The organism is Plantibacter sp. H53, from assembly GCF_001650455.1.
Lineage (GTDB): Bacteria > Actinomycetota > Actinomycetes > Actinomycetales > Microbacteriaceae > Plantibacter > Plantibacter flavus_A.
In genome coordinates this window covers 201,361-215,384 of the sequence record NZ_LWCT01000024.1, presented here as the reverse complement: position 1 = coordinate 215,384, position 14,024 = coordinate 201,361, and the positions used below count along the sequence as shown (strand labels likewise).

The 14,024-nt window shown below is 70.0% G+C and carries 12 protein-coding genes; 3 read left to right on the top strand and 9 right to left on the bottom strand.

Going from position 1 to position 14,024, the window contains the following annotated elements; all coding sequences use genetic code 11:
* Positions 1-118 precede the first annotated feature (118 nt).
* The gene (locus tag A4X17_RS12375) at positions 119-625 is read left to right on the top strand and encodes a hypothetical protein (protein ID WP_064295964.1); all 507 of its coding nucleotides are present in this window, start codon (positions 119-121) and stop codon (positions 623-625) included.
* An 83-nt stretch (positions 626-708) separates the two neighbouring features.
* On the opposite strand, the gene A4X17_RS19295 is transcribed toward A4X17_RS12375, so the two are convergent.
* Complete coding sequence (locus tag A4X17_RS19295) at positions 709-861, bottom strand: hypothetical protein (protein WP_157583494.1); 153 nt, start codon at positions 859-861, stop codon at positions 709-711.
* A 225-nt stretch (positions 862-1,086) separates the two neighbouring features.
* On the opposite strand from A4X17_RS19295, the gene A4X17_RS12370 reads away from it, so the two are divergent.
* Together A4X17_RS12370 and A4X17_RS12365 are read left to right on the top strand one after the other, a co-directional pair.
* Positions 1,087-1,743 (top strand): response regulator transcription factor, encoded by a 657-nt coding sequence (locus A4X17_RS12370; protein WP_064295963.1) that lies wholly within the window; start codon positions 1,087-1,089, stop codon positions 1,741-1,743.
* Positions 1,740-2,822, top strand: a complete 1,083-nt coding sequence (locus A4X17_RS12365; RefSeq protein WP_064295962.1) for a sensor histidine kinase — start codon at positions 1,740-1,742, stop codon at positions 2,820-2,822. The genes A4X17_RS12370 and A4X17_RS12365 overlap by 4 nt, the downstream gene beginning before the upstream one ends.
* 35 nt (positions 2,823-2,857) lie before the next feature.
* Here the strand turns inward: A4X17_RS12365 and A4X17_RS12360 are convergent, their stop codons facing one another.
* The 8 genes from A4X17_RS12360 to A4X17_RS12325 all read right to left on the bottom strand — a co-directional run bounded on the left by A4X17_RS12360 (position 2,858) and on the right by A4X17_RS12325 (position 13,895).
* A complete protein-coding gene (locus A4X17_RS12360; RefSeq protein WP_064295961.1) occupies positions 2,858-3,184 on the bottom strand; it encodes an NIPSNAP family protein in 327 nt (108 codons plus the stop codon).
* 17 nt (positions 3,185-3,201) lie between these two features.
* The gene (manA, locus tag A4X17_RS12355; RefSeq protein ID WP_064295960.1) at positions 3,202-4,380 is read right to left on the bottom strand and encodes a mannose-6-phosphate isomerase, class I; all 1,179 of its coding nucleotides are present in this window, start codon (positions 4,378-4,380) and stop codon (positions 3,202-3,204) included.
* Complete coding sequence (locus tag A4X17_RS12350) at positions 4,377-7,130, bottom strand: CIA30 family protein (RefSeq protein WP_064295959.1); 2,754 nt, start codon at positions 7,128-7,130, stop codon at positions 4,377-4,379. Before A4X17_RS12350 ends, manA begins: the two co-directional genes overlap by 4 nt.
* The gene (locus A4X17_RS12345; protein ID WP_064296005.1) at positions 7,127-8,125 is read right to left on the bottom strand and encodes an ROK family protein; all 999 of its coding nucleotides are present in this window, start codon (positions 8,123-8,125) and stop codon (positions 7,127-7,129) included. The genes A4X17_RS12350 and A4X17_RS12345 overlap by 4 nt, the downstream gene beginning before the upstream one ends.
* Before the next feature lie 11 nt (positions 8,126-8,136).
* Positions 8,137-10,623: a glycoside hydrolase family 2 protein gene (locus A4X17_RS12340; RefSeq protein WP_231884374.1), complete on the bottom strand. Its 2,487-nt coding sequence runs from the start codon at positions 10,621-10,623 to the stop codon at positions 8,137-8,139.
* Positions 10,620-11,540, bottom strand: a complete 921-nt coding sequence (locus A4X17_RS12335; protein WP_064295958.1) for a carbohydrate ABC transporter permease — start codon at positions 11,538-11,540, stop codon at positions 10,620-10,622. The genes A4X17_RS12340 and A4X17_RS12335 overlap by 4 nt, the downstream gene beginning before the upstream one ends.
* Entirely contained in the window at positions 11,537-12,496 is a 960-nt protein-coding gene (locus A4X17_RS12330; RefSeq protein ID WP_064295957.1) for a carbohydrate ABC transporter permease, read from the bottom strand. Before A4X17_RS12330 ends, A4X17_RS12335 begins: the two co-directional genes overlap by 4 nt.
* A 100-nt stretch (positions 12,497-12,596) precedes the next feature.
* Positions 12,597-13,895 (bottom strand): ABC transporter substrate-binding protein, encoded by a 1,299-nt coding sequence (locus A4X17_RS12325; RefSeq protein WP_064295956.1) that lies wholly within the window; start codon positions 13,893-13,895, stop codon positions 12,597-12,599.
* Positions 13,896-14,024: the final 129 nt, after the last annotated feature.

The window sequence follows — 14,024 nt, the reverse complement described above, 5'->3', positions numbered from 1 at the left end:
CTGCATGGTCAACGGCTTGCAGGGGTTGGTTCCGGGGTGGTTTCCAGGCGGGATCCATCTCGGACCCAGGACCCGGAGCGACACTGGATCACACCCGACCCTTGACCACCGGATCCCCATGACCCTGCCGTTCCCCACCTCGCCCGATGACGTACTGCAGCGGCGACCGCTCCGCGCCGCGCTCGCGGACGCCGTGCTGCAGGACTTCATCGACGACCTCCCGGTCCCCCTGCGACCGACCGACCTCGCGACCCGGCTCCTCTACCCGCGCTGGCAGGTGTACTCCGACATCCACGAGGGCAGACTCGTCGCCGAACGGGTCCGGAACAACAAACGGTTGTTGAAGATCGACGTCGAGCGGAACCGGGCGTGGATCGCTCGCGGGCTCGCCACCCGTCGGGCTCGCGCCGGGTCCGCCGTGGGCGAGGCGGGGCCCGAGTCGCCCGTCTCGGTCGTCATCGTGGATCCCGAGGCCCTCGCGCAGCTGAACACCCTCACGGCGACCGGCTTGAGCGTGCGGGAGGCGGTCGAGCATGCGCTCACCGTCCTCGGCTCGCGCGAAGCGGCGACCACCGCCACGGTGCCCGACATCGACTCGCGTGGCCGACAGGTGCGGGCGGGCTGACGCGGCGGAGACTCGTCAGATCGACGTGCGCATCGCGGCTCGAGCCAGTCGACTCCACGCGAGGCGTGGTGATGCGATCGCCGTCAACGGCCACCCAGCGCGAGAACGACGATGAAACCGACGACGAGGACGACGGCCGCGACGATGACGACGGTCGCAATGATCCCGATGCCGACCGTGGGAAGCTGGTCTGCGGACGAGCGACGACGCGCACCGCTGTCTCGTCGTGGTCTCACGTGTGGTCCCCCATGCAGATCGCGCTGGCTCTGCGCCGGCATCCTGGACCCCGACGCGCCGGGCAGCGTCGACCGACCCGGTTGACTCAGTATCGACGGCGCGGCGTTCCGTCCACATCCTGCCGCGGGCTATTCCACCCCCGCCACCTGGCGGGTTCGGCCTCCTGGCCGTCGCCGCGCGGTTCTCGGGACTCGTAGGGTGAGAGTCGAACTGAGGAGGACACCGTGATCGGAGTGGCCATCGTCGACGACGAGGCGTTGGTACGGTCCGGGTTCGAACTCATCCTGGGTGCCGTCGAGGACATCGAGGTCGTCGCCTCGGTCGACGGGATCGGCGCCGTGGAGGCGATCCGCTCGAGCCGTCCCGACGTCGTCCTCCTGGACGTCCGCATGCCAGGGCGTGACGGGCTCGACATCCTCGACGAACTGCAGACCTGGGACGACCCGCCCGTCGTCGCGATCCTGACCACCTTCGACTCCGACGACTACATCGCACGCGCCCTCCGCAGCGGCGCCGCGGGGTTCCTCGTGAAGGACACGGACCCGGAGCAGCTCCCGATGCTGCTCCGATCCCTCGCCGCTGGCGGCATCGTGCTGTCCCCGCAGGTGTCCCGGACACTCGTCGGCGGATTCGCCCGCACCGCCGACCGCGAGGCGGCGAAGCGACTGTCCGCGCTGACTGTCCGCGAACAGGACGTGCTCGCGGCGCTCCGGACCGGCGCGTCCAACACCGAGATCGGCGAGGCACTCCACCTCAGCCGCGCGACCGTGAAGGACCACGTGAGCGCGATCCTCGGCAAACTCGAGGTGACGACCCGACTCGAAGCCGCGATCATCGCCGAGCGTGCCGGGGTCCGCGGCGACGAGGCGACCCCGCGGTGAAGCGGCGCTCCCGGCTCTGGTCGGTCCTCCTCGAACTCGCCCTCATCGCGGCGGCGGCCGTCGAGAGCCTGACGACGCTCGAGTGGGCGACGCCCTGGGAGTCCGGCCTGGCGATCGCCGCCGCGGTCGGCCTCATCTTCCGGCGACGCTGGCCGTGGCTGTCGCTCCTCCTCGCCGTGCCGGCCTTCACCCTCAACCTCGCCACCCTGGCCGGGTTGGCGTCGCTGTTCTCCGTCGCGGTGCGGGAGCATCGACGCTGGCGGCTCGTCACGACGGGCGCCGTCGTCTTCGTCCTCGCCGCGGTGCCGTGGTGGGGGTGGACCTCGCCCAACTACACGATCCTGTCCATCGTGTACGCCGCGCTCTACGCGGCGGCGCCGATCGCTTTCGGTCTGCTCGTCCGCACCCGCCGCGAACTGTTCGACCGCATCCGCGACCTCGAGCAGATACGACGCAGCGAGCGGGCGCGCATCGCCTCCGACGTCCTCGTCGAGGAGCGCACGCGCATCGCCCGGGAGATGCACGATGTCGTCTCCCACCAGGTCAGTCTGATCGCCGTCCAGGCCGGTGCGATCCAGGTGCAGACCGAGGAACCCGCGACGAAGCGGATGGCGGTGACGATCCGTTCGCTCGCGTCGCGCACGCTCGACGAGCTGCGGGACATGGTGACACTGCTGCGCGCGGAGACCGGACACGCGCCGCTGGCCCCGCAACCGACAGTCGACGACCTCGCCCGGTTGATCGCGGAGAGCGGCATCGCCGTCACCTCCGCCATCGAGTTGCCGGACGGCCTCCCCGCACCCTTGCAGCGTGCGATCTACCGGACGGTGCAGGAGGGGCTGACGAACGCGCGCAAGCATGCGCCGGGCGCCGCGGTCGACGTGCGCGCGGAAGCCTCCGCCGACGAGGTCACCGTGGTCATCCGGAACGCCCGCCCCGCACGCGCGTCGGACAGCTCGCGGTCGTCCGCGGGCCACGGCCTCGTCGGCCTGAGCGAACGCGCCGAACTCCTGAACGGGTCCCTCCTCACCGAGGACGCGCCGACCCGGTTCACCCTGACGTTCCGCGCGCCCTACTGAGGCTCAGGGTCACTGACGCTCAGGGTCACTGAGCGTCAGGGTCGGAAGTCCGCTTCATCACCGAAGAGCGGCGTCTGGAAACGACGCTCGAAGCGCACGATGCAGCCGGTGCCCCGCACGAGCTCGTAGGCCTCGATGCACTCCGGATCCGTCGTCGCGGCGATGCGGTACTGCTCGTACGCGGCGAGCGACGGGAAGCTGAACAGCGCGAACGCCTCGTCGTTGTCGCCCTCCGCTGGGAGGAAGTAGCCGTGGTGGTCGCCACCGAGCCGGTTCACGAGGCGGATCCAGCGCCGCCCGTACTCGGTGAAGGTGTCGAGTTGCTCGGGGTCGATCTGGTAGCGGAGGTGGATGGTGATCATGGGTCCAGTCTGGCCGGTCAGCCGGCGGCGACGAACACCGTCCCGTCCGCGGACACGGTCACCGGCTCCGGGCCCGGCGAGACGAACACCGCAGCACCGCGCTCCAGCACCACCGTGTCCGGGCCCTGTTCCACGCGCGCGGTACCGGCGGTCACGACGATCACGGCCGCCCTGCCGCGAGCGAGGTCGCCCGCCGTCCCCCGGTCGACCTTGACGAGTTCGAAGTCGTCGACCGGCACCGGGTAGACGAGCCCGCCCTCCGGCCGGACGACCGGCTCGACGAACGGGACCGGCACCGGTTCGAACTCGAGGACGGCGAGCAGTTCCGGGACGTCGACGTGTTTCGGCGTCAGCCCGCCACGGAGCACGTTGTCGCTCGAGGCCATGACTTCGACCCCGAAGCCGGAGAGGTAGGCGTGGATGTTGCCCGCGGGCAGGAACAACGCCTCGCCCTCGTTCAGTGTCACGAGGTTGAGGAGCACCGCGACGACGATGCCCGGGTCGCCCGGGTACTCCTCGGCGAGTTGCCGGACGAGCTCGCGCTCGGCCGCCCAGCGTGGGTGATCGGGGTCGGTACGCGCGGCCGAGACGAGGGCGGCGACCACGCCGGGCGTCCGTCGTTCGAGCACCGCCCGCACCGTGTGTTCCAGACCGGCGTCGAGTAGCTGCCCCGCCAGTGTCTCGAGCACCCGCCGGTCGGTCCCCTCGACGAGGCCGGCGAGGTGGACGAGCAACGCCTGCGACCGGTCGGTCGCTCGGAATCCGCACAGTGCACGGAAGCCGTCCTGGAGGGCGACGATGATCTCCGGCTTGTGCGAGGCGTCCTTGTAGTTCCGGTGCGGCGCGTCCCGGGGCACGCCCCGGCGCTCCTCGTCCGCGAACCCGGCCCTGGCGCGGTCGGGAGTGGGGTGGACCTGGAGGGACAAAGGACCAGCCGCGGCCAGGAGCTTGAGCAGGAAGGGCAACCGGTCCCGTCCGCCCAGGGCGGCGTCGGGGTCCGAAGCGAGCCAATTGTTGAGGCTCGCGGGGCCGCCCTCCTCCGCGTGGACGAGGGTGGTCACGCTGTCGGGGTGCGCCCCGAGCCAGAGCTCGGCCTGGGGCGAACCGTCGGCCGGCACGCCAAGCAGCTCCGGGATGGCCGTCGTCGAACCCCATGCGTACCGTCGGGGGTCGCTCGTGATGCGGTGCAGGGTCATCCGTGCACGCGCCGACGACCGCGGAACAGCAGCAGACCGCCCATGGCGAGCAGCGCGAGAACGCCGACGATCCACGGCGTCGCCTCGAGGCCGGTGCGGGCGAGGTCGCCCGCGGGAGCGTCGGTGGCACCGGCGTTCGACCCTCCGGCCTCGCCGGTGCCGGGCTGTCCGGTGCCCGGCTCGCCTGTGCCGGGTTCCGGGTCCACCGCAGCGACGATCGTGGTGACGTCGTCGACCAACAGCGTGCCGGTCCCCTCGCCACCGAGGTAGAACCCGATCTGGGTGACGGAGGTGGGGTCGAACGCCGCCTCACCGGCCCACGCCGGCGGGGCGAAGTCCGAGAACGGGATCTCGACCAGCTGCCAGCCCTCGCCCACGATGGGCGCGACCGTCTCCCAGTACGTCCCCCGCGTCACGAACTGGACGGTGACGTCATCGCCCGGCGTCCCCTGCACCCAGAGCTCGAGCCCGCTGTACCCCCACCAGTCCTGCGGCGTCCGGAAGGTCCGGACGACACCGGCGTAGCCGGGACCGGCGAGGTCGTAGGCGGCCGACATCGCCTGCGACCCCGAGTCGGGGTTGCTCGTGAGCGTCGGCGTGATCGCTCCACCGCCGACGTTGCGCACATAGGCGGCTTGGAGTGCGGCGTCGTCGGTGTAGGACTCGAAGTCCTCCACGACGAGCGGCTCGCTCGGGAGGGCCTTCATCAGGAAGTCGGAGGCTCCCGTGCTCGTGGCGGTCGTCCCGGCCCCGTTGACCGCGGACACCGACCACCAGTACCGCTGCCCTGCCGTGAGCGAGACCGTCGGCGTGATGGAAGTCGTCCCGACGCCGTCGACGACGACGACCGGGTTCCCGAGATCGGCCTGTGGGGAGAGCGTGAAGCGGTAGTACGCCGCACCGGCCGACGGCTCCCAGGTGAAGGTCGGCGTCGCCGTCACGTCGACGGTGCCCGGTACGGGCGACGTCGAACCGAACGCCGCGGGCGGTCCGCTCGGGGCGTCCACCGCCGACCAGATGGTGGCCCGCGACAGCGTCGCGCCCGCGGCGAGGGTCACCCGCAGGTACGGGCCGACGAGGTCGCGTGCGACCACCGCGCCGCCGACGCCGGCCTCGGTCGCCGCGGTCTGCCAGGTCGAACCGTCGGCGCTGGACTCGACGACGACCGATCCGGAGACCGCGAACGCCGCCGCCGACAGTCGGTCCTGCTTCCAGGTGACGCTGGCACCGTCGGCGACCGCCGTCACGCTCGTCCCGTCGGCACGGGGCGTGATCGCCAGGTCGTCGTGCGCTTCGGTCAACAGCCAGGACTCGAGCGGGTCGACGAGCACGCGGGTGTCGGTCTCGGTCGGGACCGGGTCCGATCCGGACACGGGCACACCGCTCGCATCGAGCGCCACCACCCGGTAGACGGCGCCGGTCGGCGAGCCGAAGTCCGTCGCCGATCCCGCGTCGGCGGCGAGGACACCCGTGTCGACCGGTGTCCAGGCCGCACCGTCGATCGTCCACTCGACACGGTACGAGACCGCACCGCCGGCACCACGCCACCGGACGGTGTTGATGCCGTTCGCCCGGTCGATCGCCGTGATGAGCGGCGTCCCGACGGCGGGAGCGGCCGGCACGGCGCCGATCGCGGCGGCGTAGGCGGTGATCGCGGAGACCCTGGCGCGCTCGGCGTCGGTCGCACCGGGAGCGTGGATCGTGAAGCCGTCGTCGTGCGGCACGAGCCCGCCACGGTCGTTGTTGCCGAACAGCGACCAGAACAGCATGCCGGTCACGTTCGGGTCGGCGACGAGCGGTTCGAGGAGCGCCGGGCTCGCAGCCGTCGAGGCGTACTCGCCGGCCAGGTAGACCTTGCCGGCGGCGGTGACCGTTGCCGCGTCCGCGGAGACGCGTGCGGCGGTGGGCGGGTAATAGTGCACGTCGACGATGTCGAGCCCCGGCGCGGCGAGCGTGTCCGGATCGATGTCGAACCGACGTCCGGCCGCCACGAGCTGCTGCGGGGCGCGTTCCTTGATGAATGCGACCTGCCGGTCGATCCAGGGCGCGGTCATCCCCTCCAACTCGTTCCCGAGTTCCCACGCCATGATCGTCGGGTCCTCGGTGTACCGGACGCCGGTGAGCGCGTTCGTCCGCTGGAGGATCGCGTCGACGTACGCCTGGTAGGCGGCGATCGGACGCTCGTCGGTGTAGAAGTCGGCGGACGACAGGCCGTAGGGCGTCGTGAAGTCGCGATGACCGCCGTGGTAGTACTCCCACTCGTCGGTGAGCGGGAGGACGAGCCGGATCCCGAGTTTGCCCGCGTAGGCGATGGCGAAGTCGATCGTGGCGAACGCCTCCTCGTTCATCTGCCCGAGGGCCGGCATGATGGCGAGCGGGTTCGCGCCGTCCTGACCGGTCGAGGTCATCATGTGCGTCCGGACGACGGTCGAGCCCATCCGTGCCGCCGCGTCGAGGGTGTCGGCGATACGGAAGGCGGTCGGGTAGTCGACCCCGCCCACGTTCTCGTCGAGACCGAGCCAGTAGATGTTCGGTCCGCTGAAGCGGAAGGTCTCGCCGTCGAGCACGAGCCGGGAGCCGTCACGCTCGACGAACGAGGTGTTGAGCGACGTCCAGTCGGTGGGCGCAGCGGCGGCGGGGGTCGCGAGCGCCGGGAGCAGCGCGGCGGTGACGGCCGCGGCGAGTACGCCCGCCGCGAGACGTCCTCGGGCGCTGCGACGGGGATGGTGCGGGTCGGTGGTGCGGTTCATCGTGCCAGGCTCCTTCGTCTGGGATGGTGCATCAGGTCGTTCGCCGGGAGGCCGAGAGCCTCCGGTCGGTGGATGAGTGCTGCGGCGCCGAGGATCGGTCCGGCGCCGTCGAGGGCGGAACCCGTGACGACCACGTCGGCGGCGTAGTCGAGCACGATGGCGTCCTGCACCGCGGCGCGGACGAGGTCGAGGTAGTCGGGGCTGACGGCGGTGAACCCGCCGCCCACGGCGACCGCTTCGAGGTCGAGGAGGGTCGCGGCGCTGGCGATGGCCTGGCCGACAGCCGTGGCCGAGCGGACGACGGCCGCACGGGCAAGCGGGTCGCCGGTGGCCGCCGCGACGGCGAGTTCCTCCCCGGTGTGTCCGTCCCAGCCCATGGACCGGGCCCAGGCGACGCTCCGCGGACCGGAGGCGATGCGTTCCAGGGTCGCGTCGTCGGCGGACGTCCGCGCGTCCCGCGAGGCGATCTGCACCTGACCGATGTGGCCGGCGTTGCCGCTGCGGCCCGCGATCAGGCGGCCGTGCAGGATGATCCCACCGCCGACCCCGGTCGAGACGATCATCGCCATCGAGTTCTCGGTGCCACGCGTCGCTCCGAGCCAGTGCTCGGCGAGGGCGATACAGGTGCCGTCGAGCCGGACCACCACCGGGACGTCCGGTAGCAGCCGCCCGACGTGCGCGCGCAGATCGAAGCCGTGCAGCCGCGGGAGGTTCTTGGGGCTGACCGTCCCGCGCTCCAGGTCGACCGGGCCGGCGGAACCGATGCCGACGCCGACGAGCGCGGACCCGTCCGGCAGGTGTGCGACCGAGGCGAGGACGACCCGGTCGACGGCTTCCTCGAGCGCCCGGCGCCCGGCATCGGGCCCGGTCGGCGCCCGGTGCGCGCTGCCCTCGACCACGACGCCTTCGGCCGTGACGAGTGCCGCCTCCACTTTGGTACCGCCGAGGTCGACCGCGAGCGCGATCGATCCCGACGGGTCCTGCCTCCCGGTCATGTCCGCCAGGGTCACCGCGCCCAGTCCTCGACCAGCTGGTTCGCCGTGCGGACGACCCGGGTCGACCGGAGCTCGTCCTCGCCGAGTTCGGCTTCGGTCCGCACGCGGAACGTCACGCGCTCACCCGGCAGGAGCGTCACGAGTTGGTCGTCGACGACGGCGGCCGGGTCGACCTTGTCCACGAGCAGGGTGAGGTCGCGCAGGAAGGACTCTGCCGCGACGGTCACGGCGTACCCGCCCTCCTCGCGAGCGATCTCGATGCTGAGGCGTGGAGCGGGGAGCGCAGACACGCGAGCCTCGGCGAAGAACCAGAAGCCGCGTTCGGCACCGAGGGTGGCGACGAGCACCTCGTCGGTCGTCGATCCCGCGACCGCGACCGCTTCGGGGATCTCGACGAGCGTCGAGGAGCGTCGGTCCAGGTCGACCGGGACCCGCACGGAGGCCAGTTCCGTCCCGTCGAACCGGAGGCGTCGGATGACGAGCTCGTCCGCCCAGGCGTCCGGTCCGTCGTTGAGGACGGCGACCACGAGGCCTTCGCCACGCGGTTGGACGGTCACGAGGCGATCGGCGTAGACGTGCTTGAGCGCATAGAGCAGTGGCTTGGCGCGCTCGTCGCCGTCGACGGCGGCCCAGGAGGTCACGGGCCAGCAGTCGTTCAACTGCCAGACGATCGATCCCATGCAGCGCGGGCTCCAGGACCGGAAGTGCTCGATCGCCACCGTCACCGCGTTCGCCTGGTTGAGCGACATCGCCCAGTGCCAGTCCTCGGTGTCGTCCGGGAGCGGCAGGTGGGCGACGAGTCCGTCGGTCAGCTTGTCGTTGCCGTCGATCGCCTTCTGGTGGTGGATCATGCCGGGCGACTCCGGCGTGAGCGGCGAGTCCGAGATGGCCCGCCCGATCGTCGACCACGTCGCCGGCCCCTGCCAACCGAACTCGGCCACGAAGCGCGGCGAGACGTCGCGGTAGGCGGGGTAGTCGACGCGGTTCCACAGCTCCCACAGGTGCACGGATCCGTGGTCCGGGTCGTTGGCCGGGATGTCCGGCGTTCCCGACCAGGGGCTGCCCGCGGTGTAGTTGCCGGCCGGGTCGAGCTCGGCGACGAGCCGCGGCAGCAGGTCGAGGTAGTAGCCCATGCCCCAGGTGCGGCCCTGGACGCGCTTCTCCCATCCCCACTCCTCGAAGCCCCAGATGTTCTCGTTGTTGCCGTTCCAGAGCACGAGGCTCGCGTGCGGCATGATGCGCGTGATGTTGTCGCGCGCCTCCGCCTCGACCTCACTCCACAGCGGTTCCTCCTCGGCGTAGGCCGCACAGGCGAAGAGGAAGTCCTGCCACACCATGATCCCGCGCTCGTCGCAGAGTTCGTAGAAGTCGTCGGACTCGTAGTAGCCGCCACCCCAGATGCGGAGCAGATTGAGGTTCGCGAACTCGGCCTGGTCCATCCGGCGCGCGAGCCGGGCGCGGTCGACGCGGGTCACGAAGGCGTCGTCGGGGATCCAGTTGGCGCCGCGCACCCACACGGCCTCACCGTTCACGACGAAGCGGAACGAGGTGCCCTCCGCGTCGGGTTCGAGTTCGACGGCGACGGTCCGGAAGCCGATCCGCTTCGACCACTCGCCGAGGCGTGCCTCGTCCTGCCCGAGCGCGACGTCGAGGTCGTACAGCGGCTGCTCGCCGTAGCCGCGTGGCCACCACAGCTCGGCGTCCGGGACAGTGAGCTGGACGACGGCGGAACCGGCACCGGCCGGGAGCACGACCTCGGCGTCCACGCCGGCGACCGTGGCCGAGAGTGCCAGGGCGACATCGCCGTCGCCGGCGCGTTCCACGTCGACGTGCACGGCCACCCGGCCCTCGCCGCCGTCGACGGTCACGACCGGACGCACCGAGGCGAGCCGGGCCGTCGACCACGACTGCAGACTCACGGGCTTCCACAGGCCGGAGGACGCGGCGTCGAGCCCCCAGTCCCAGCCGAAGTTGCAGGCGGCTTTGCGGATGGCGTTGAACGGGTGGGAGTAGGTGTGCGGGCGGTAGCCGATCTCGAGGCTCGCGACGTCGGCGGCTGCGACGGGCGACGCGAAGTGCACGACGAGGTCGTTCTCTCCCTCGCGGAGGACGGCGCCGACGTCGATGCGGTAGGTGCGGTGCTGGTTCCGCGTGGTCGCGACGACCGAGCCGTTCACCGTGACCGTGGCGACGGTGTCGAGTCCCTCGAACACGAGGTCGTGCCGCTCGTGGCCGTCCGGCTCCCAGGCGAAAGTGGTGCGGTACTCCCAGTCCGTCGATCCGATCCACGTCACGAGGTGCTCGTTGCGGTCGAGGAAGGGGTCGGGGATGAGCCCTGCGTCCAGGAGGTCCGTGTGCACGAGGCCGGGCACCGTCGCGGGGACGCTCGTCCCGACGAAGGCCTCGGGGACCGCACCGCCGACCGCACGCAGACTCCACCCCTCGTGGAGGAGACGGGTGGTCAGGGGACGGACGGTGGCGGTGTCGATGATGCTCACTTGGTTGCTCCAGAGGTCAGGCCGTTGTAGATGTATCGCTGCAGGAAGAGGAAGGCGACGAGCGTCGGGATGATCACGAGGATCGTCCCGGCCGCGATGATCTGCCACTGGGCGCCGAACGGTCCCATGAACCGGAACAGCGAGGTGGAGATCACCCCCAGGTCCTGCGACGGCATGTACAGGAAGGGGATGTAGAACTCGTTGTAGATGGCGATGCCCTTGATGATCACGACCGTCGCGACGGCGGGTTTCAGCAGCGGGAGGATGATGCGCCAGTAGATCGTGAAGCGGTTCGCACCGTCGAGCATCGCGGCCTCGTCGAGGGACACCGGGATCGACTGCATGAACTGCAGGAAGATGTAGATCGCGACGATGTCGGTCCCCATGAACAGCAGGATCGCGGCGCCGCGGGTGTTGAACAGTTCGAGCGCCGAAACGACCTGGAACGTGGCCACTTGCGTGGTCACCGACGGGACGAGCGTCGCGAGCAGGAACAGCCCCATGACGAGCTTCCGGCCGCGGAACCGGAACCGGTCGAGCGCGTACGCCGACATGGTGCCGATCAGGATCGTCCCGGCGACGGAGACGAGCAGGATGATCGCGGTGTTGAGGAAGCCGGTGACCATGCCGCCCTGATCGAACGCGACGACGAAGTTGTCGAAGTTGAACCAGTTCGACGGTGGGGTGAGCGGGCCGGTCGTCCGCTGCTCGCGGTCGGTCTTGAACGCGAGCATGAAGATCGTGGCGAGGGGGACGACGGCGAAGAGGCTCGCGATGATGAGCGAGGCGTACTTGATCGTCGTCGCGGTGAGGGCGCCGGCGCCCTGTGGACGCTTCGGCCCGCGCCTCGTCCGCCGCAGCGGGGTGCGGGGCTCGGGAGCGGACGCGGAGACCGGTCGGTCGGTGGTGGCGGTCACGACTCGCCTCCCTTCTCGTCGGGGAACACCCGGCGTTGGACGAAGGTGATGATGAGGACGATCAGCAGCAGCACGACGGCCATGGCCGACGCCAGCCCCACCTTGGAGAACTTGAAGGCCGTGTTCACGGTCTGGATCACGAAGGTCTCGGAGCCGTTGGCACCGCCGGTCATGATGTACGGCATCTCGAAGGCGGACAGGGCCCCGGCGATCGCCAGGATGAACGACAGGCCGAGGATGCGCCGGATGCTCGGCAGGATGATGAAGCGGAACTTGTGCCACGAGTTGGCACCGTCGAGGTCGGCGGCCTCGTACTGCTCCGACGGCACCGACTGGATGGCGCCGAGGAAGAGCACGAAGTTGAGGCCCATGTACCGCCAGACCGAGGTCGCCGCGAGGGACGCGTTCACGAAGGACGGGTCGCCCAACCATTGCGGGGTGTCCTGCACGCCGACCGCCGCGAGCAGGGCGTCGAGGGTGCCGCCGGGTCGCAGGAAATAGAGGAAGACCAGACCGATCGCGACCCCGTTGATGAGGTACGGGAAGAAGATGACGCCCTTGAAGAGGTTCTTGAAGCGGGTGCGGAAGCTCAGCAGCGTGGCCAGGTAGAGGGCCAGGACGAGCTGGGCGACGGCACCGACGAGGTAGTACAGGCTGACGAAGAAGACCTGGAAGATCTCCGGCTTCGTGAAGATCTGCACGAAGTTGTCGATGCCGACGAACTCCTGCTCGGGCTCCAGGCCGTCCCACGAGGTGAGGCTGTACCAGAACATGTTCGCGACCGGCACGTAGGTGAGCACGATCAGGAAGGCGAGCGGCACCACCAGGAACAGCCAGGGGGTGACGCGCGAGCCGGTGGCCTTCGGCGGTCTGCCCGGCCGCAGTGTGCGCGCGCGGCGTGGATGGTTCGTCACCACCGCTCGGGTGGCGGGTGACGCTCCCTGGACTGTGACCATGTTCGTTGCCTTCGATTCGCTGGAGTGGGTGGATGGCGCCCGGGCCCGCCGGACCGGAGGTCCGCTGAGGGGGTTCGTGGGCCCGGGCGCCGGTCGGGTGCTACTCGGCGACGTCGGCGCGGGCTGCCGCCCAGCGCTCGTTCAGGTCGGCGAAGGCGCTCTCCTTGTCGCCGTCGGCGGCGCCGCGGGCGATGTCGATGAGCTTCTGGCGGTAGGTGTTGCCGAAGAGGTCGATCTCGGCGGCGTTCGCGATGTCGTTGATCACGGCCTCCTTGCCGACCGGGTCGGGAGCGAGCTCCAGGTAGGTGACACCGAGGTCGGCGAAGTCGGACAGCGAGTCGGGTGCCGGGTCGCTGATGACCGGGCTGATCGCACCCTGGCTGGCGGCGAAGCCGGACTCGTTCGTGAACCAGTCGATCCACGCCTTCGCGGTCGCCTTGTTCTTCGAGTACTTGCTGACCGCCAGGAACTTGTCGGAGGCGGTGACGGAGGTGAAGCCCTCGTCGGTCTTCCACGGCATCGGCCAGAAGCCGATGACGTCGCGGGACTCGCCGGCCTTCTCTGCGGCGTCCTGCATCTGCGAGACGGCCCACGAGCCGAGGACCATCGAACTGATCTCACCGGAGGCGAGGAGGTTCTTCGACTCCTCCCAGTTCGTGGTGGTGGGGTCGGGTTCGCTCAGACCGGCGGCGACGGTGTCGAAGAGGAGGCCGTCGATGTTGTACTGGTCGTTGCCCTCGGTCCACGGGCTGTCGGTCGCGATCATCTCGGTGCGGACCTTCGGGCCCTGCACCGCTCCGAGGTTGCCCTCGAGCGTCGCGAGCGGCCAGCCGTCCTTGTAGTTCGTGTAGTACGGGATCGAACCGGTGGCCTTGATCTTCTCGAGCGCGGCCAGGTACTCCTCCTCGGTTGCCGGGGGCTCGGTGATGCCGGCCTTCGTCCAGACGTCGCGGTTGAAGACGTAGCCCATGGCGGACCCGAAGGTCGAGACGCCGTAGGCCGTCCCGTCGAAGGAGGCCTCGTTCGCGAAGCGGTAGGTCTTGGATTGCTCCTCGGTGCTGCCGAGCGGCTCGAAGAAGTTGGCGTACTGGTCCTTCGTGACGTTCGAGGACGGGATGAGGAGCACGTCGCCGTAGTCCTTCGAGTTGAGGCGGATCTTGGCGTCGCCCTCGTAGTCGGTCAGGGCTTCGAACTTGACCGTGGTGCCGGGGTACTGCTTCTCGAACTCCTTCGCGTAGTCCTTGAAGGTGGTGTCGACGAGGTCGGTGCGGTTGGTGAGGACGGTGATCTCACCGTTCGGCTTGCCGTCGTCGTTGGCGGCACCGCCGGAGCAACCGCTGAGGACGAGTACCGCGGCGGCAGCCGTCGCGGCGAGGCCGATGATCGGTCTCCGGGACATGGGAACTCCTTCGTTCGTGGGGGCGAAGGGCCGGGTCGCCTCCTCGCTCGCTGTCCAGCATCGTCTGCCGTCCAGCACCCGTCAAGAGTAAACATTATTAATTTATATAACAAATCGATCACAGGAAAT

Coding starts and splice junctions, on each gene's coding strand:
- A4X17_RS12375 (WP_064295964.1), top strand. CDS start 119: ATGACCCTGCCGTTCCCCACCTCGCCCGATGACGTACTGCAGCGGCGA.
- A4X17_RS12360 (WP_064295961.1), bottom strand. CDS start 3,184: ATGATCACCATCCACCTCCGCTACCAGATCGACCCCGAGCAACTCGAC.
- manA (WP_064295960.1), bottom strand. CDS start 4,380: ATGACCCTGCACCGCATCACGAGCGACCCCCGACGGTACGCATGGGGT.
- A4X17_RS12350 (WP_064295959.1), bottom strand. CDS start 7,130: ATGAACCGCACCACCGACCCGCACCATCCCCGTCGCAGCGCCCGAGGA.
- A4X17_RS12345 (WP_064296005.1), bottom strand. CDS start 8,125: ATGACCGGGAGGCAGGACCCGTCGGGATCGATCGCGCTCGCGGTCGAC.
- A4X17_RS12330 (WP_064295957.1), bottom strand. CDS start 12,496: ATGGTCACAGTCCAGGGAGCGTCACCCGCCACCCGAGCGGTGGTGACG.
- A4X17_RS12325 (WP_064295956.1), bottom strand. CDS start 13,895: ATGTCCCGGAGACCGATCATCGGCCTCGCCGCGACGGCTGCCGCCGCG.